At 55.8% G+C, this 16,924-nt stretch carries 14 protein-coding genes and 5 tRNA genes; 9 read left to right on the top strand and 10 right to left on the bottom strand.

Annotation, left to right across the window (positions count from 1 at the left end):
• Positions 1 to 7 precede the first annotated feature (7 nt).
• From secE to ACOCF6_RS17740, 9 genes are all read right to left on the bottom strand, one after another.
• Entirely contained in the window at positions 8 to 190 is a 183-nt protein-coding gene (secE, locus tag ACOCF6_RS17780) for a preprotein translocase subunit SecE (RefSeq protein WP_482461662.1), read from the bottom strand.
• Positions 191 to 289: 99 nt separating this feature from the next.
• Positions 290 to 366, bottom strand: a tRNA-Trp gene (locus ACOCF6_RS17775).
• Positions 367 to 393: 27 nt separating this feature from the next.
• Positions 394 to 543 (bottom strand): 50S ribosomal protein L33, encoded by a 150-nt coding sequence (gene rpmG / locus ACOCF6_RS17770; protein WP_482461661.1) that lies wholly within the window; start codon positions 541 to 543, stop codon positions 394 to 396.
• 70 nt (positions 544 to 613) lie between these two features.
• Positions 614 to 1,804: an elongation factor Tu gene (gene tuf / locus ACOCF6_RS17765; RefSeq protein WP_482461660.1), complete on the bottom strand. Its 1,191-nt coding sequence runs from the start codon at positions 1,802 to 1,804 to the stop codon at positions 614 to 616.
• A 68-nt stretch (positions 1,805 to 1,872) separates the two neighbouring features.
• Positions 1,873 to 1,948: transfer RNA gene (locus ACOCF6_RS17760), tRNA-Thr, on the bottom strand.
• 5 nt (positions 1,949 to 1,953) lie between these two features.
• Positions 1,954 to 2,030: transfer RNA gene (locus tag ACOCF6_RS17755), tRNA-Gly, on the bottom strand.
• Positions 2,031 to 2,134: 104 nt separating this feature from the next.
• Positions 2,135 to 2,219, bottom strand: a tRNA-Tyr gene (locus ACOCF6_RS17750).
• A 28-nt stretch (positions 2,220 to 2,247) separates the two neighbouring features.
• Positions 2,248 to 2,324 (bottom strand) — tRNA-Thr (locus ACOCF6_RS17745).
• Positions 2,325 to 2,468: 144 nt separating this feature from the next.
• The gene (locus ACOCF6_RS17740) at positions 2,469 to 3,317 is read right to left on the bottom strand and encodes an RNA polymerase factor sigma-32 (protein ID WP_482461659.1); all 849 of its coding nucleotides are present in this window, start codon (positions 3,315 to 3,317) and stop codon (positions 2,469 to 2,471) included.
• 388 nt (positions 3,318 to 3,705) lie between these two features.
• Between ACOCF6_RS17740 and ACOCF6_RS17735 the strand changes: the two genes are divergently transcribed.
• The 6 genes from ACOCF6_RS17735 (at position 3,706) to ACOCF6_RS17710 (ending at position 9,114) form a co-directional block, all read left to right on the top strand.
• Entirely contained in the window at positions 3,706 to 4,131 is a 426-nt protein-coding gene (locus tag ACOCF6_RS17735; protein ID WP_482461658.1) for a heavy-metal-associated domain-containing protein, read from the top strand.
• A gap of 171 nt (positions 4,132 to 4,302) precedes the next feature.
• The gene (locus tag ACOCF6_RS17730) at positions 4,303 to 4,767 is read left to right on the top strand and encodes a Fe-S-containing protein (protein WP_482461657.1); all 465 of its coding nucleotides are present in this window, start codon (positions 4,303 to 4,305) and stop codon (positions 4,765 to 4,767) included.
• Positions 4,767 to 5,927, top strand: coding sequence for an ABC transporter permease (locus tag ACOCF6_RS17725; protein ID WP_482461656.1), 1,161 nt, complete (start codon positions 4,767 to 4,769; stop codon positions 5,925 to 5,927). Before ACOCF6_RS17730 ends, ACOCF6_RS17725 begins: the two co-directional genes overlap by 1 nt.
• Before the next feature lie 13 nt (positions 5,928 to 5,940).
• Positions 5,941 to 6,612 (top strand): ABC transporter ATP-binding protein, encoded by a 672-nt coding sequence (locus ACOCF6_RS17720; protein ID WP_482461655.1) that lies wholly within the window; start codon positions 5,941 to 5,943, stop codon positions 6,610 to 6,612.
• 22 nt (positions 6,613 to 6,634) lie between these two features.
• Complete coding sequence (locus tag ACOCF6_RS17715; RefSeq protein ID WP_482461654.1) at positions 6,635 to 7,735, top strand: two-component system sensor histidine kinase NtrB; 1,101 nt, start codon at positions 6,635 to 6,637, stop codon at positions 7,733 to 7,735.
• A complete protein-coding gene (locus tag ACOCF6_RS17710; RefSeq protein WP_482461653.1) occupies positions 7,732 to 9,114 on the top strand; it encodes a sigma-54-dependent transcriptional regulator in 1,383 nt (460 codons plus the stop codon). Before ACOCF6_RS17715 ends, ACOCF6_RS17710 begins: the two co-directional genes overlap by 4 nt.
• 76 nt (positions 9,115 to 9,190) lie before the next feature.
• Here ACOCF6_RS17710 and ACOCF6_RS17705 read toward each other — a convergent pair whose 3' ends face one another.
• Positions 9,191 to 10,486, bottom strand: coding sequence for an HDOD domain-containing protein (locus tag ACOCF6_RS17705; RefSeq protein WP_482461652.1), 1,296 nt, complete (start codon positions 10,484 to 10,486; stop codon positions 9,191 to 9,193).
• 352 nt (positions 10,487 to 10,838) lie between these two features.
• Here ACOCF6_RS17705 and ACOCF6_RS17700 point away from each other — a divergent pair, with 352 nt between their 5' ends.
• From ACOCF6_RS17700 to ACOCF6_RS17690, 3 genes are all read left to right on the top strand, one after another.
• Entirely contained in the window at positions 10,839 to 12,125 is a 1,287-nt protein-coding gene (locus tag ACOCF6_RS17700; protein WP_482461651.1) for a TolC family protein, read from the top strand.
• A gap of 129 nt (positions 12,126 to 12,254) precedes the next feature.
• Positions 12,255 to 13,631 carry an efflux RND transporter periplasmic adaptor subunit gene (locus ACOCF6_RS17695; RefSeq protein WP_482461650.1) on the top strand — a complete coding sequence of 459 codons (1,377 nt, stop codon included), beginning with the start codon at positions 12,255 to 12,257 and terminating at the stop codon, positions 13,629 to 13,631.
• Between the two features lie 136 nt (positions 13,632 to 13,767).
• On the top strand, positions 13,768 to 16,905 hold the full coding sequence (locus ACOCF6_RS17690) for an efflux RND transporter permease subunit (protein WP_482461649.1): 3,138 nt from the start codon (positions 13,768 to 13,770) through the stop codon (positions 16,903 to 16,905).
• The last annotated feature ends 19 nt before the right edge of the window (positions 16,906 to 16,924 follow it).

Here is a 16,924-nt window from a genome sequence, read left to right as displayed (position 1 = left end):
AAATCCTTTATCCCAGTATCAATCGCATCAGTTTAGACAGCACGATGTCGCAAGCGCCCAGATAGAGCGAAATAATAAAAACAATCATTACAACCACACTTGTGGTTGCGACAGTCTCCTTACGGGTAGGCCATGTAACCTTGCCAAGCTCCAGCTTGACCGATTCGATAAACGTCATAATTTTTTGCATGACAACTCCTGACGAATACGCCTGTTCAGAATTATTTCTGGCGCGACTCAACCACATGCATACTCGCGTTTCAGCCTGAGCGTAAGCGGCTTGGTTTAATGGCAGGGCAGGAGGGATTCGAACTCTCAACACCCGGTTTTGGAGACCGGTGCTCTAACCGTTAGAGCTACTGCCCTGTGCGTCTAACAACCAAACCTTAAAAGCTACTTGGTCTCTTTGTGCGGAGTATGCTTACGACAGAAACGGCAGTACTTGCTAAACTCGAGCTTCTCAGGTTTTGTTCTTTTATTCTTTGTGGTTGTGTAGTTTCTCTGCTTGCACTCAGTGCAGGCGAGCGTAATAATGTCTCTCATTGCAGCATCCTTTATATGAGCAGTGGCTATAACAAGTAGCGATTAAAATCGCCACGCACAATCTGCTAAGTTATTCAATAATCGAACTGACGACGCCGGCGCCAACGGTACGACCACCTTCACGGATGGCGAAACGGAGACCTTCGTCCATGGCGATCGGGGTGATCAGTTTGATGGTCATGGCTACGTTGTCGCCTGGCATAACCATTTCAATACCAGCTGGAAGCTCGGCCACTCCGGTTACATCGGTTGTACGGAAGTAGAACTGGGGGCGATAGCCGTTGAAGAACGGGGTGTGACGACCACCCTCTTCTTTGGTCAGTACGTAGGCTTCAGCCTTGAACTTCGTATGCGGGGTGATGCTGCCCGGCTTGGCAAGTACCTGACCGCGCTCGATGTCTTCGCGCTTGACACCGCGCAGAAGGGCGCCGATGTTATCGCCGGCACGACCTTCGTCGAGCAGCTTGCGGAACATCTCTACACCGGTTACGGTGGTCTTGGCAGTGGCTTTCATGCCGACGATCTCAACCTCTTCACCAACCTTGACGATGCCGCGCTCGACACGACCGGTAGCAACAGTACCACGACCGGAGATGGAGAATACGTCTTCGACAGGCATGAGGAATGGCTTGTCGATGGCACGCTCAGGCTGCGGGATATAGCTGTCAACGGCATCCATGAGGGCGTTGATGGCGTCTTCGCCAAGTTCGCCTTTTTCACCATTGAGACCCATGAGTGCCGAGCCTTTGATGATTGGAATATCGTCGCCAGGGAAGTCGTAGCTGGAAAGCAGCTCGCGGATTTCGAGCTCGACGAGTTCAAGCAGTTCAGCGTCGTCTACCATGTCGGCTTTGTTGAGAAATACTACCATATAAGGTACGCCTACCTGACGGGCAAGCAGGATGTGCTCGCGTGTCTGAGGCATGGGACCGTCGGCGGCGGATACGACCAGGATCGCTCCGTCCATCTGGGCGGCGCCGGTGATCATATTCTTTACGTAGTCGGCGTGACCGGGGCAGTCAACATGAGCATAATGACGCTTGTCGGTCTCGTATTCAACGTGGGCAGTGGCGATGGTGATACCGCGCTCACGCTCTTCAGGGGCATTGTCGATCTGATCGAATGCCTTGAACTCGGCCTGACCTTTTCCGGCCAATACCTTGGTGATGGCTGCCGTCAAGGTTGTCTTGCCGTGGTCAACGTGGCCAATTGTGCCAATGTTCAAATGTGGTTTGTTGCGCTCGAATTTCGCCTTCGCCATGGGTAAGGCCCTCCTCGGTCCAAATGTTGTTGGTGTACCTGCTCTGCAGAATTATGTTGCGTAAAATATGGAGCCCACATCCGGACTCGAACCGGAGACCTCTTCCTTACCAAGGAAGTGCTCTACCTCCTGAGCTATGTGGGCTTTACTGGAGCGGGAAACGGGACTCGAACCCGCGACCCTCAGCTTGGAAGGCTGACGCTCTAGCCAACTGAGCTACTCCCGCGCTACCAGACGAAGATATTTGGAAACCATCCAACCGAACACTTACCAGTACGTGCGACCAATGTCTCCTGAGTCGTACCCTGTTGCCGGTTTCCGGAGATTGTATGGTGGAGGGAGGAGGATTCGAACCTCCGAAGTCGATGACGACAGATTTACAGTCTGTTCCCTTTGGCCGCTCGGGAATCCCTCCAGGGATGATGACACTGTTAATGATTCGATGGAGCCCCGTATCCGAATCGAACGGATCACCTGCTGATTACAAGTCAGCTGCTCTACCAGTATGAGCTAACGGGGCCAATCTATTTTTCATAACTGGCATGAAAACAGAACTTGTTTATTTAAAGAGTTTGCTTGAAGTTGTCAAGTTTTTTTATTGTCAAAAAAAATAAAATGCGCCATTCCGTCGGAATGACGCATCGCAATTTCACCACGAACCCTTTCAGGCTGCGGATAACAATGGTATCAATGTATTTCTGACCTTTTTCAAGGCTCCCTCTTCAATCTGGCGCACGCGTTCCCGGGAAATTGAAAAATGGGTGGCAATTTCCTGAAGAGTCAAAGGCTCGTCAGATGTAATGCGACGTTCAATAATAAAGCGCTCCTTCTCATTCAGAACCGCAACCACCTGCGCAACCTTTTGCTGTAACTGCCGGCTTTCCTGGCATTCAGCCAGAAGGTCTTCCTGATTCATACGCTCGTCCGCCAGACTTTCCAGCGCAGTCAATCCGTCCCCGCACGACAATTCGGCATCCAGAGAGTAATCACCCTGCAGGCGTTGCTCCATTTCAGCAACTTCCTTGTCTGAGACATTCAACGCCAGTGCTGCAGAATGGGAAGCATTTTCGCCATCGTTCATCTTGAGGATGGCGTTTTTAGTCTCCCTCAGCTTAAAAAACAGCTTGCGTTGGGCCTGCGTCGTACCAATTTTCAGCAGACTCCACATGGACATGATATGGTTCTGGATATAGGCACGAATCCACCATACGGCATACGAAATCAAGCGAATACCCTTGTAGGGGTTGTACTTTCTCACCGCCATCATCAAGCCGACATTTCCCTCTTGTATCAGGTCAAGCACCTTGAGTCCATAATGGCGATACTCCCCCGCTACCTTGACGACAAAACGCAGATTAGAGGTTATTAACGCATGGGCCGACTCAAGGTCCTTTTCCTCAAAGAACTTCACCGCAATGCGATGCTCATCCTCTTCACTCAGCACGGAAAACTTCCTGATTTCTGCCAGATACAACGACAAGCTGTCGGAAACAATCGGTAACTGTGCTACCATGACCCGCTCCTCATTTCTGATAATTAGCACTCTGCCTAGCTGACTGCTAACAAAATATCACTGTCATGTCTGCATTTCAAGTATTTTCCCAAGGTACTCGTATACACATGATCGCCCATTTCCAATACCCTAGTCATCTCAAGGCTTCGTCAGCCATCCATGTTCCGCAATTGTAGCATTGCACCCAATCCGGAAAAATCACTTCGTTGCATGATGTAGAATAATCTACACCTTTTGAAGGATATTCTTCCTTCAAATGCATAGGCACTCTCCAACAACGACATAAAATACTTTAATTTTAGTTGGTTACACACATACATCTTATTGGCACGACACTTGGATAGTTGAATTACATACCAAGCTGAGCACAAGTTACGGAGACACTTTTATGAAATCCGGCACCATCATAAACGGCATCATCATCACAACAGCAGCCCTGCTTTTGATTGCGCTGGCTTTTCGCGTGAACGCCAGAGTAAACGTTGATTCAATCGCAGTCCTGAAAACAAGCGGCATGACCTGCGGCAGTTGCTCAAGCAAGATCACCACAGCGCTTGAGTCGTTGAAAGGGGTGGCGGTTACCGAGATTGATGTTGAAGGGGGCTGGGTGGTCGTGGGCTATGACACAACTGCCGTAAAGCCAGAGGCCCTGGCCAATACAATAAATCGTGCCGGCTTTGTCAGCAAGGTACAGCAGGTGCTGACACCGGAGCAGTTCAAGCAGGTAACTGGCAGGGACATTGGCAAGAAGGGCTCATCTTCGGGTGGCTGCGGTGGTTGTGGTACCAAGGGTGGCTGTGGTTCGAAAAAATAATCAGAACTAATCTCGACAAACGGGACACGTGCGCTAACGAACGCATTTCCAGAAAAGACTCAGAAAATGATTTCTAACTTACTAGCCCAAAAAATCAGGATAAGTGCGTTAACGAAATCATTTCCTGAAAAACTCAGGAAATGATTTCTAACTTACTAAAAGGAGATTGAAATGGCAAAAAATTGCACAAAACAGGTTGTATGGGCAGGTGTTGTAGTATTGGCGCTGCTGGTTGGGACGGTCACTGTGTTTGCCTTCTCGCTGGGCAAGTATGAAACGGTCAAGGCCAATGGCACTGTCATAACAATCCCCGTTGCCAAGCTGTCCGACGGCAAGGCCCGCTTCTACAAATTTGTGGATAACGGCAAGGAGATCAACTTTTTCGCGGTCAAGACCCCCGATGGCACCGTAAAAACAGCCTTTGATGCCTGCGATGCCTGTTATAAGTCCAAAAAGGGGTATGAGCAGCAGGGGGACAAGATGAACTGCAAGAACTGCAACCAGAAGTTCGCCATCAACCGTCTGGGTCCCAACGCAACCGGCGGCTGCAACCCCGGCTACCTTCCCTATCAACCAAACGGAAGCACTATTTCTATTTCAGTAAATGACCTCAGGGGCGGAGCGAGATACTTCTGATGAAACTGCACACTATCTCCATCAACAACCTCAAGCGGCGCAAGGCCAAGATGGCCTTTCTAACCATCGGTCTGATGGTGGGTATCGCCACCATCGTCACCCTGGTGACCCTGACCCGCTCCATGTCCAGCGACATCGAACGCAAGTTGGATGAGTTCGGCGCAAATATCCTCGTTACCCCCCAGAGCAACGGGCTGTCCATGAACTACGGCGGCATCAGCCTGGGAGGTGTAACCTTCGATCAACGCGAGATTCGTGAAGACGATCTGGCGAAGATCAGGACCATCACCAACCATAAGAACATTTCGGCTGTCAGCCCCAAGGTGTTGGGCGGCATAAAAATACAAAACCACGATGTATTGCTGGTTGGTGTCAACTTCGCCAGCGAATTGAAGATGAAGCAGTGGTGGAAGGTGTTCGGCAACGAACCCGCGTCGGATCACGACCTTTTGCTCGGTTCCGACGCAGCTAAAGTGCTTAACGTCACTCCCGGAGACAGCCTGAGCATCAAAGGGGAAGCCTTCAAGGTCTCAGGTGTTCTGGAGCAGACCGGATCACAGGATGACGCGCTGGTCTTTGCCAGCCTGCCCAAGGCCCAGAAACTTTTGGGCAAGGAGGGCAAAATCAGCATGGCCGAGGTAGCGGCGCTCTGCTCCGGCTGTCCGATCGGCGACATGGTCACCCAGATCGCGGAGAAACTGCCGGATGCCAAGGTTTCGGCCATCCAGCAGGTGGTTGAAGGGCGTCTCAAGGCACTTGATCAGTTCAGGCGTTTTTCCTATGCCATGGCCGGGGTGGTGGTCTTCATCGGATCCCTGATCGTCTTCGTCACCATGATGGGGAGTGTCAACGAGCGGACAGTCGAGATCGGCATCTTCCGGGCCATCGGCTTCAGGAAGAGTCATATCATGCGGATCATCCTGCTGGAGGCGGCCCTGGTCAGTCTGCTGGCCGGGTTTCTGGGATATGCCGTCGGCATGGGGGGCGCCAAACTGGCCCTGCCCTTCATGGCGGAGAGCAGGAATGCCCATCTGATTTGGGACTCGAAGGTCGCTTTTGGCTCCATCGGGCTGGCATTGATACTGGGAATCCTGGCCAGCCTCTACCCGGCACTGCATGCCAGCAAGATGGACCCGACCGAAGCCCTGAGAGCATTATAAAATTGAGGATACTATGGCACTGATTGAAATCAAAAACGTAAAGAAACAGTACTCCAGCGGTGATGATGTCATCGAAGCGCTGAGCGGTGTGGACATACACATTGAAGCAGGAGAATTCATCACCATCATGGGCCAGTCGGGATCAGGCAAAAGTACCCTGCTGTCCGTCCTGGGTGGCATGAACCATCCCTCCTCCGGAGATGTGGAGATGGCCGGCATCAAACTGTATCAACTCCCCGGCGAGGGGCTGGCCGACTTCCGGGCGCAGAACCTGGGGTTTGTCTTCCAGTCGTTCAACCTGATATCCTATTTGACCGCAATCGAGAACGTTATGCTGCCGCTAGCCATTGTCAGGATGAGTACAGCGGCCAAAAAGAATGCTGCACGCCAGGTACTCGAACGGGTCGGCCTGGGGGGGAAACTTGACCGTCTGCCCAACCAGCTCTCCGGTGGAGAACAGGAACGGGTCGCCATAGCGCGGGCAATCGTCAACAATCCTCACATCCTTCTGGCCGACGAACCGACCGGCAACCTGGATTCCAGGACCAGTGAGGAGGTCATGGCGCTATTTCGTGAATTGAACGCAGCCGGACAGACGGTGGTCATGGTCACCCACAACCCGGAGAACGGAACCTATGCCGATCGCACCATCCACCTGAAAGACGGCAAGGTTGTGAATAATTAGGTTCTGGGCTATAAAAGAACTCATGAAACCGTCCGCCTTCCGCATCGGCCTGCTGGGCCTCTCCATCCTTGGCATCAGCCTGCTGCACTATCTGACGCCGCTGCATCTTCACTATCTGCATGACATCTTTCAGCGTTTCTACTATCTCCCCATCATCCTGGCAGCCCTTTGGTTCGGCTTTCGGGGCGGACTGACCTGTTCTCTGGTCGTCAGCATAGTCTACGCCCCGCATATACTGTTCCAGTGGGGCGGGCAGCTGACCATGGAGATGGAAAAGTATCTGGAGATCGTGATGTACAACGTCGTCGGCGGTGTGACAGGCCTGCTGGCCCAGCGTGAGCGGGAACGCAGCCTGGAGCTGCAGCGCACGGCAGAAGGGCTGGAGGAATCCTGCCATAAACTGCAGTCCCAGTCCGAGCGGATCATTGCCATCGAAGAACAGCTGCGGCGTTCCGAAAAGCTCTCCACCCTGGGTGAGATGGCTGCAGTACTGGCCCACGAAATCAGAAACCCGCTCGGCTCCATCCGCGGTACGGCCGAGATCCTGCGCGACGACTACCAGCCCGGCGATCCGAAGCACGAATTTATCGAGATCCAGATCAAAGAGACCGAGCGCCTCAACCATGTAGTCGAGGACTTCCTGCGCATGGCGCGCCAGCAGCCGATGGAACTGCGTGCCTGCTCCATCCGGGAGGAGCTTGAGACCATCGTCACCCTGGTGACAAAGGACGCCCAGGATCGGGGCGTGTCCCTGCGTTTTGAGCCAAGGACCGAAGAGGCGGACATCAGAGGTGATGGAGAAAAGCTGCGCCAGGCCTTCCTCAACATCGTCATTAACGCCCTGCAGGCCACGCCCACCGGCGGCAGCGTCAGTATCACCCTCAGCCGGGGAGCGTCAGGGCTTGCTATCACCTTCCGCGACAGCGGTTCCGGGATTGCCCCGGACAATCTGCAGCGCATTTTTGAGCCATTCTATACAACCAAAGCGGACGGCACCGGCCTGGGATTGGCGGTGACCCGCAAGATTATCGAGGGGCATGGCGGCACGCTGGAAATTGAAAGCGAATCCGGCAAAGGTACAACCGTAACCGTCAGACTGCCGTTGCAGGAGGGTGCCGCATGAAACCAACCATCCTGATCATCGACGACGATACCTCGCTGCGGCGGGTACTGGAATACAACCTCCAGGAAGCCGGATATGCCGTGGCCACCGCCGCTTCCGGTGAGGAAGGCTTGCAGCGCTTCGAAGAGGTCTCGCCTGCCCTGGTGATCACCGACATGAAGATGCCCGGCATGGACGGCATGCAGGTGCTGAAGGCGATCAAGGAACGCTCGGTCGAAACGCTGGTAATCATGATTACGGCCTTCGGCACCGTCGATATCGCCGTAGAGGCCATGAAGGCCGGGGCCTACGACTACATCACCAAACCGTTCAACCGTGACGAATTGCGCCTGACAGTAGCCAAGGCGCTGCAGTTCAGCGGACTGGCGGTCGAGAACCAGCGACTGAAGAGTGAACTGTCCGACCGGGCCGATTTCCGCAGCATGGTCGGCTCATCGGCAGCCATGGAAAAGATCTTTGAAATCGTCCGCAAGGTGGCTGACACGGAAGCGTCGGTCATGATCACCGGTGAATCAGGTACCGGCAAAGAGCTGGTGGCCCGGTCGCTTCATGCAGGCAGCGGTCGCAGGAATGGTCCCTTCGTGGCGATCAACTGTGCCGCCATCCCCCACGACCTGCTGGAAAGCGAGCTGTTCGGTCATGTCAAGGGGGCCTTCACCGGCGCCATCAAGGACAAGACCGGCAAATTCCTGCTGGCCGATGGCGGCACACTCTTCCTGGACGAGGTGGCTGAACTGCCGCTGGAGCTGCAGCCCAAGCTGCTGCGGGCTCTGCAGGAACGTGTGATCGTGCCGGTGGGTGGCACGCAGGAGCAGAAACTGGATGTGCGGGTGGTAACCGCAACCAACCTGGATATCGAGAAGGCCATAGGCGACGGCGTCTTCCGCGAAGACCTCTATTACCGTCTCTCCGTCATCCCGATCCACCTGCCGCCGCTCAGGCAGCGGCGTGACGACATCCCCCTGCTGCTGCGCCATTTCTGCATCAAACATAATGCCGCAAGGGTGAACTTTGACAAACCGTGCCTGACACTCCTGACACGTTACGCCTGGCCGGGCAACGTGCGTGAACTGGAAAACCTGGTGGAGCGGCTGCTGATCATGCGCAGTGGCGACACCATCCCCTGCGACGACCTGCCGGATAAGATCCGCAACATTTCTGTGTCAGCGGGTGTTTCAACGGCCTCTGGTATCGTGATCAACCTGCCGGACGAAGGCTATTCACTGGAGCAGCTGGAGCGGGAGGTGGTGGTGCAGGCTTTGGAGCGCAACGGGTGGAACCAGACCGCGGCGGCCCGCTTCCTGCGGATACCGCGGCATACCCTGATCTACCGCATGGAGAAGTACGGGATCGTTCCGCCGGAGAAGCCCGGTGTGTGAAGATCGGAGACAAATCCCCTCACCCCGCCTTCGACCGGCTCTTCCTTTGGGAGAAGGGATTGGCGCACGATGTGCGTCAATCAGAAAGTGACTTGATCTGGCCGAAGGTGTCCATCGCATTGTCGTAGGCATCCATGATCATCTCATACGAGAGGCCGAGCGACACGCACCGTTCCTGGTCAATTTCACCCTCTCCGTCCATCTGGACGATCTGGTCCGCAACCTGCATCATCTCGATCATCCTGTTGGAAAACTCGCCGAAATTGCGGTAATGGTGATAGCGGATCATGTTCTGGATCGTCTCGGGATAGTTCCATTTCTTGGCGATCATGGCGCCGATTTCGGCGTGGCGGGTGTCAATCAGATTATCCAGCAGGCTCTTCTCGATTTTGATATCCTTGGCAACATTCAGGATCACGGTCTTACCCAAGTCAAGCAGCAGCCCCCCGATAAAGGCCTCTTCCGGGTCGAGACGGCAGCTGCGTGCCAGGCCGCTGGCAATGAAGGCGATTTTCATGGAGTTGTCCAGGATCTCCTGCAACTGCTCCCTTGGTACATCCTTAAATTTCAGGGAGCGGATCTGGATCGCAGTGACAATATTCCTGATCTCCTTCAATCCCAGCTTCACGATGGCGAACTGCAGTGAATCGACTTTGCCGGTCCCGCCGTAAAATGACGAGTTGGCGACCTTGAGGATGCTGGAGATCAGCACCTGATCGGTCATGATCAGCTTTGCCATGTCCTGAAAGGTGCTTTTTTCGTCCTCCATGATGCGGACCAGATGCGAGATGATGCCAGGCATGGCTGGTAATTCGAATTCCTCGTCGAAAAGCCGTTTATTGATCTCCTCATAGGCACTGTCAAGCGTACGGGCATCCCTTCTGACCTCATCCATAACCCGCACGGCATCGAAGACCGCCCGGCCGGTCTCCAGCTGGATCGGGCCCTTCAGCGCCGATTCTGGAAGCGGTGTGCTGACCGTGACCATGCTGGATGTACGGGAAAAGATGTCGACCAGGAGATTCTCCACCAAATCTTCGAACACCGTGGTCAAGGTCTCGATCGTTACCCACTTCCTGTCCACCAGCAGGCGGGTGAACAGGGCACCGGACAAGGTAATTTCTCTGAGGGCCTGATCAGCCTGGGATGCGGTCAGGGCGCCAACCTTGACCAGACATTCTCCCAGCCTGTACCCCGGTTTTTGGGAGGCGGCAAAAATGATCTTACCCTCCTCCATGTAAAAGGTCACATCCTCGTCGCCCTCCCGGGATATGGTGGCACAACATGACAACCGGTTCATATCGATCCACTGGAATATGTCCTGGAATGGCATGAAGCTGAGATCCGCCTGGAATATAACCGCCATGTTCATGCCTTTCTTCCTGATGTAAGAGTCCGTGGCATAAAAATACCATAGAATGCCTGCGTTATCAAATCGCCCGACTCCCGGCAGCTGGTTGACGGCAATCAAACAGAAGAACCATGTTGACAGGCATCACGCCATCACCTTCCTGTCCAGCCCGGCAACGCAGGATAACATGCACGAGCGGCTTTGTTGTATGCAACAGCATAAGGAGAATATTCGCATGGGATTGTAGAATATTCGACAACCCCAGAGTTCCCGGTCAACAACTGTAAAAAATATTCAAAAAAAACAGCATGTTGTAAATTGGCATACTCCATGTATACTTCAGGGTACTATCCCAGAGATTCGCGAGGCTGCCATGAAAGCTATAATTGCCTTACTTGCATTGATGATCCTCTCCGCAACACCCACCCCTGCCGAAACCATCGCAACAGTCGAACACCTGCCCACCCTGATCGCTAGCGCCCTGTCCAACAACCCCGAGCTGAAATCCTCCCAGGCCCGCTGGCAGATGTATGTCGGCAAGGCCCGCCAGGCCGGAAGCCTGGATGACCCCATGTTCATGTTCAAGTTGCAGAACATGATGGCCCGCGAACCGCTGGTCTTCAACAAGGACCCCCAGTCCGCCAAGGTGGTCGGCATCAGTCAGCAGCTCCCCTTCTGGGGCAAACGGGCCATCCGCAAGGAGATTGCCGGCTACGAGGCCGAGTCGTACCGCTGGCAGACGGAGGAACGCAGGCTCGAACTGAAACGGATGGTCACGGAAACCTACTACCAGCTCTACTCAGTGGACAGGGCGTTGGAGATCATCGAAAAGAATCTGCAGATCATCAACGACTTTGTAACCATTGCCGAATCCCGCTACTCTGTCGGCCAGGGGGTCCAGCAGGATATCTTCAAGGCCGGACTGGAACGCTCCAAGATGCTGGACATGCAGATCACCCTGCAGCAGCAGCGCCGGAGCCTGACCGCCAACCTGAACTACCTGCTGTATCGCCCATCGGATACACCCGTCGGACCGGTGGCCGATTTTGAGCTGCCGCAGATCACTCTCTCTGCCCAACAGTTGAATGATCTGGCCTATGACACCCGCCCCCAGGTCAAGAATCTGGTTACCCTGGCCAACAAGGGTATGGCCGGACACCGGCTGGCGCGGAAGGAATTCTATCCGGATTTCAACCTCTCCTTCGAGTACATGTTCCGCGAAGCCTCCATGAATGACCCCGGCTATAACATGTTCAGCCTGGGGGTTACCTTCAATCTCCCCTTTCAGCAGCAGAAACGCCGGGCCATGCTGGCCGAGTCCTCCTCCGAAACGACCATGTCCATGGAAGAGCTGAACAGCCTCAAAAACAGCATCAGCTACGCCATCAGCGATACCCTGGCCCAGATGGAACGGCGCAGGAAACTGGTAGAGCTCTACAAGGGGGGGATCATCCCCCAGGCTGAGCAATCCTTGGAGTCGGCTGTCATCAGCTACCGGGTGGGCAAGGTGGATTTCCTGACCCTGCTGGACGGCCGTGTCAACCTGTTCAACTACGAGAAGGAACTGTACGACTCCAAGGCTGAGTACATGATGAAACTGGCGCAGCTGGAAGCGGCGGTCGGGGTTGAGCTGGTTACGACTTTGGAAAAACAAAAATAATATCCCCCCCCCTTGCGGGGGAGGGTTAGGGTGGGGGGGAAAGTGCAACCTGCTCACCATTCGCAACTTCACCCACCCCCCAACCCCCTCCCGTCAAGGGAGGGGGAGAAAAAATACGAGGTCATCAGTATGTCAATAAACAAGAAAATCGCAATCCCGCTGATCGTACTTATTGTCGCTGCGCTGGCAGGCGGAGGCTGGTATGCCTGGCAGCACAAAGGACACGACCATGCCGCCGAAGGCAAGGCAGCCCAGGGCAAGCAACTCTACACCTGCTCCATGCACCCCTTCATCATCAAGGACAAACCGGGCACCTGCCCGATCTGCGGCATGGAGCTGATCAAGAAAATCGACAGCGCACCTGCCGACGGTACCCCCCAGACCCCGGAACAGAAGCAGCAGGCCGCGATGCTGGGCCATGTCTCGCTCTCCCCGACCCAGCGGGTCATGGCCAATGTGGCCACCATCGAGGCCAAAATCGGCTCCCTGAACAAGGAGATCAACGCCGTCGGTATCGTGCAGTTCGACCAGTCGCGGCAGGCCAAAGTCACCGCCTGGATCGCCGGTCGGATCGACAGGCTCAATGTCAATACCGTTGGCGCCTTCGTATCCAAGGACAGGCCGGTGGCCGAGATCTATTCGCCAGATTTGCTGGCAACCCAGCAGGAATACCTGCTGGCGGTCAAGAGCCGGGCGCAGCTGAAAAATTCCCCGATCCCCTCCATCTCCCAGAACGGCGACGGCCTGGTAGCGTCGGCCAAACAGCGCCTGATGCTGTACGGGGTTAAGGAGAGCCAGATCGCCGAGCTGGAAAAGGCCGGCAAACCGACCATCCGCCTGCCGATCTATACGCCGCTCTCCGGTATCGTCATCGAAAAGATGGTGCAGCAGGGTCAGTACGTCAATGTGGGTGAGGTGCTGTTCAATATCGCCGACCTCTCAAAGGTTTGGGTGGAGATCGATGTCTTCGAAAATGAAGTCCCCTATGTGCGGGTCGGCCAGCAGGTGGAAATACGCTCCGCAGTCGAACATGGCGAGTCCTTCAAGGGGCGGATCAGCTTCATTTATCCGTTCCATGACCCCAAGACCCATACGGTCAAGGCCCGGGTGGAAATGCCCAACCCCGGCCACCGCCTGAAACCGGACATGTTCGTCAATGCCATCATCAGGGTTCCGCTGGTCAAGGGCATCATCATCCCGGTCACAGCGGTTATCGATACCGGCAAACGCCAGGTAGTCTGGGTGGAAACAACACCGGGCATGTTTGAACCGCGTGATGTCCAGGTCGGTGAGCGGATCGAAGAGAAGGTCCAGATCCTGTCAGGCCTCAAAGCGGGTGACAAGGTGGCGGTATCCGGCGGCTATCTGATCGATTCCGAATCGCAGCTCAAGGGGGGCGGTGGGCAGGACCACAGCCAGCATACCGGCGGGGCCAAGCCGGATACCAAGGGGCAACCTACATTGCCCAAGAAGGAACCATTAAAGATGGATGATATGAAGATGTAAAATCTGTTTCTGCCACAGAGAGCACAGAGGACTCAGAAAAAATCAGGTATTTATTGTAGATATATTGCCAGCTGTTTTGTTCTGCTCTGTGATCTCTGTGTACTCTGTGGCTAAACGCCTTATAAGGTTCTAACTCATGATCGAAAAAATTATCGAATACTCCGCCCGCAACCGGGTCATCGTCCTGATGATGTTCGGGCTTGTCATCGTCTGGGGCCTCTGGTCGGTCTACCGCACCCCGGTGGACGCCATCCCGGACCTGTCGGACAACCAGGTGATCGTCTTCACCGATTACCCCGGCCGCTCGCCCCAGGTGGTGGAGGACCAGGTCACCTACCCCCTGGCGGTCAACCTGCAGGGACTGCCCCAGGTGCGGGCCGTTCGCGCTTCTTCGGCCTTCGGCTTCTCCATGATCTATGTGATCTTCGAAGACAAGGCCGACATCTACTGGGCCCGGACCCGCGTGCTGGAGCGGCTGAACTATGCCGCCTCGCTGCTGCCGCCCGGCGTGGTGCCGACCCTCGGTCCGGACGGCACCGGTGTCGGTCATGTCTTCTGGTACACCATCGAAGGCAAGGGCTACGACCTGGAGCAGTTGCGCACCCTGCAGGACTGGTTCGTGCGCTACCAGCTCAACACCGTCCAGGGGGTGGCCGAGGTGGCCTCCATCGGCGGTCTGGTGCGCGAATACCAGATCGATCTGGACCCGACCAAACTTTTCGCCTACAAGGTCACCTCCGGCAAGGTCATGGAGGCGGTCAAGGCGGCCAACAAGGATGTGGGTGGCCGGCTGATCGAACAGGCCGACGCCGAATACCTGATCCGCGGCCGCGGTTACGTCAAGTCCAAGGAAGATCTGGAGAATATCGTGGTCGGCGCCGATATGCGCGGCACCCCGATCTACGTCAAGAATCTCGGCACGGTCCAGATGGGGGGCGCCATCCGCCGCGGCATGCTCGACATGAACGGCGAGGGGGAGGCGGTAGGCGGCATCGTGGTCATGCGCTACGGCGAGAATGCCAAGGACGTCATCGACCGGGTCAAGGTCAAGATCAAGGAACTGGAGAAGGGTCTGCCGCCGGGCGTGAAGATCATGGTCTCCTATGACCGCTCCGACCTGATCGAGCGGGCCATTAAAACCCTGAAGAAGAACCTGCTGGAGGAGTCGGTCGTCGTCTCCCTGGTGATCCTGGTCTTCCTGCTGCACTTCCAGAGCGCCCTGGTGATCGTGCTGACCCTGCCGATCTCCGTCCTGATCGCCTTTATCACCATGAAGCTGATGGGGGTCACCTCCAACATCATGTCCCTGGGTGGTATCGCCATTGCCATCGGTGTGCTGGTGGATGCCGGGGTGATCATGGTGGAGAACTGCTATCGCCACCTGTCGGAGATGCCACCGGAAGAGCGAGCGGCGAAGCGCTTGGAGCTCGTTATTACCTCGGCAAAGCAGGTCGGCCGCGCCATCTTCTTCTCCCTGGCCATCATCGTGCTCTCCTTTGTGCCGGTGTTCATGCTGGAGGGACAGGAAGGCAAGCTGTTCCACCCCCTGGCCTTCACCAAGACCTTCTCCATGATGGGTTCTGCCATGATCGCCATCACCCTGGTGCCGGTCTTGATGTACTACTTCATGCGGGGCAAGATGCCGCCGGAGAGCTCCAACCCTGTCTCCACCTTCTTCATCCGGCTCTATTCACCGGTCATCCGCTGGGTGCTGGTCTGGAAAAAGACCACCATCGCCCTGAATGTCATGGCCCTGCTGATTGCCGTACCGCTCTTCATGAACCTGGGGAGCGAATTCATGCCACCCCTGGACGAGGGCTCCTTGCTCTACATGCCGGTGACCCTGCCCAATGTCTCCATTACCGAGGCCAAGCGCCTGATACAGGTTCAGGACACCATCATCAAGAGCATGCCCGAGGTGGAGCATGTCCTGGGCAAGGTCGGCCGGGCCGAGACCTCCACCGACCCTGCGCCGGTCTCCATGTTCGAGAGCATCATCATCCTCAAGCCCAAGGAGCAGTGGCGGCCGGGGATGAAAAAGGCCGACATTGTGGCCGAGCTGGACGCAAAACTCCAGCAGATCGGTGTCAGAAACGGCTGGACCCAGCCGATCATCAACCGCATCAACATGCTCTCCACCGGGGTGCGCACCGACCTGGGGGTCAAGATCTTCGGGGCCGATCTGAACGTGCTCAAGGACCTGGCGATTCAGGCCGAGGCGATCCTCAAGCCGATCAACGGTGCCGCCGATGTGGTGGCTGAACGGGTCACCGGCGGCAACTACATCGACATCGACATCGACCGGGAGGCTGCTGCCCGCTATGGCGTCAATGTGGGTGATATTCAGGATGTCATCGAGACCGCCCTGGGGGGCGCGGCGCTCTCCACTACCGTGGAAGGGAGGAACCGCTTCCCGATCCGTATCCGCTACCTGCGGGACTACCGGGACAATATCCCGGCCATCCGCCGCATCCTGGTCAGCGGCATGGGGGGCACCCAGGTGCCGCTCTCACTGGTGACCCGCTTGAAGATCTCCACCGGTGCACCGGAGATCAACAGCGAGGGGGGACTGCTCCGATCCCTGGTGTTCCTGAACGTTCGCGGTCGGGACATGGGTGGCTTCGTGACCGAGGCCAAACAGACCCTGGAAAAGAATCTCAAGCTGCCGCCCGGCTACTATGTGGCCTGGTCCGGTCAGTGGGAGAACCAGGTCCGGGCCAAGGCCCGCCTGCAGATGCTGGTGCCGATCGGCATCGTGATCATCTTCATCCTGCTCTACTTCACCTTCCACTCGGCCCTGGAGGCCTCCATGGTCATGCTCTCGGTCCCCTTCGCCCTGGTGGGAGGGGTCTATCTGGTCTCGGCCCTGGGGTACAACCTGTCGGTGGCGGTGTGGGTCGGTTTTATCGCCCTGTACGGTATCGCCGTGGAGACCGGGGTAGTGATGGTGATCTACCTGCACGAGGCGCTGGACAAGAAGCTGAAGGATGGCCCCTGCACGGAGCAGGATATCTATGACGCCACCTTCGAAGGCGCGGTACTCAGACTCAGGCCGAAACTCATGACCGTAGCTGTGGCCCTGCTGGGACTGATCCCGATCATGTGGTCTTCCGGTACCGGCGCCGATGTGATGAAACCGATCGCCGCCCCCATGATCGGCGGCATGATCTCGTCGGCTGTGCACGTGCTGATCATGACGCCGGTGATATTCGTGATGATGAAGAAACGGGATTTGCGGAAGGGCAGGCTGAAATACAGCGGAATGAAACACTAAAGACGTTCAACAAACAAAC

The sequence above is a fragment of the Geobacter psychrophilus genome (assembly GCF_056821595.1).
This window is presented reverse-complemented; position numbering and strand designations above follow the sequence as displayed.

What these genes read in the sequence shown, in the direction of transcription:
- secE (WP_482461662.1), bottom strand. Translation starts at nt 190, where the DNA reads ATGCAAAAAATTATGACGTTTATCGAATCGGTCAAGCTGGAGCTTGGC.
- rpmG (WP_482461661.1), bottom strand. Translation starts at nt 543, where the DNA reads ATGAGAGACATTATTACGCTCGCCTGCACTGAGTGCAAGCAGAGAAAC.
- tuf (WP_482461660.1), bottom strand. Translation starts at nt 1,804, where the DNA reads ATGGCGAAGGCGAAATTCGAGCGCAACAAACCACATTTGAACATTGGC.
- ACOCF6_RS17740 (WP_482461659.1), bottom strand. Translation starts at nt 3,317, where the DNA reads ATGGTAGCACAGTTACCGATTGTTTCCGACAGCTTGTCGTTGTATCTG.
- ACOCF6_RS17735 (WP_482461658.1), top strand. Translation starts at nt 3,706, where the DNA reads ATGAAATCCGGCACCATCATAAACGGCATCATCATCACAACAGCAGCC.
- ACOCF6_RS17730 (WP_482461657.1), top strand. Translation starts at nt 4,303, where the DNA reads ATGGCAAAAAATTGCACAAAACAGGTTGTATGGGCAGGTGTTGTAGTA.
- ACOCF6_RS17725 (WP_482461656.1), top strand. Translation starts at nt 4,767, where the DNA reads ATGAAACTGCACACTATCTCCATCAACAACCTCAAGCGGCGCAAGGCC.
- ACOCF6_RS17720 (WP_482461655.1), top strand. Translation starts at nt 5,941, where the DNA reads ATGGCACTGATTGAAATCAAAAACGTAAAGAAACAGTACTCCAGCGGT.
- ACOCF6_RS17715 (WP_482461654.1), top strand. Translation starts at nt 6,635, where the DNA reads ATGAAACCGTCCGCCTTCCGCATCGGCCTGCTGGGCCTCTCCATCCTT.
- ACOCF6_RS17710 (WP_482461653.1), top strand. Translation starts at nt 7,732, where the DNA reads ATGAAACCAACCATCCTGATCATCGACGACGATACCTCGCTGCGGCGG.
- ACOCF6_RS17705 (WP_482461652.1), bottom strand. Translation starts at nt 10,486, where the DNA reads ATGAACATGGCGGTTATATTCCAGGCGGATCTCAGCTTCATGCCATTC.
- ACOCF6_RS17700 (WP_482461651.1), top strand. Translation starts at nt 10,839, where the DNA reads ATGAAAGCTATAATTGCCTTACTTGCATTGATGATCCTCTCCGCAACA.
- ACOCF6_RS17695 (WP_482461650.1), top strand. Translation starts at nt 12,255, where the DNA reads ATGTCAATAAACAAGAAAATCGCAATCCCGCTGATCGTACTTATTGTC.
- ACOCF6_RS17690 (WP_482461649.1), top strand. Translation starts at nt 13,768, where the DNA reads ATGATCGAAAAAATTATCGAATACTCCGCCCGCAACCGGGTCATCGTC.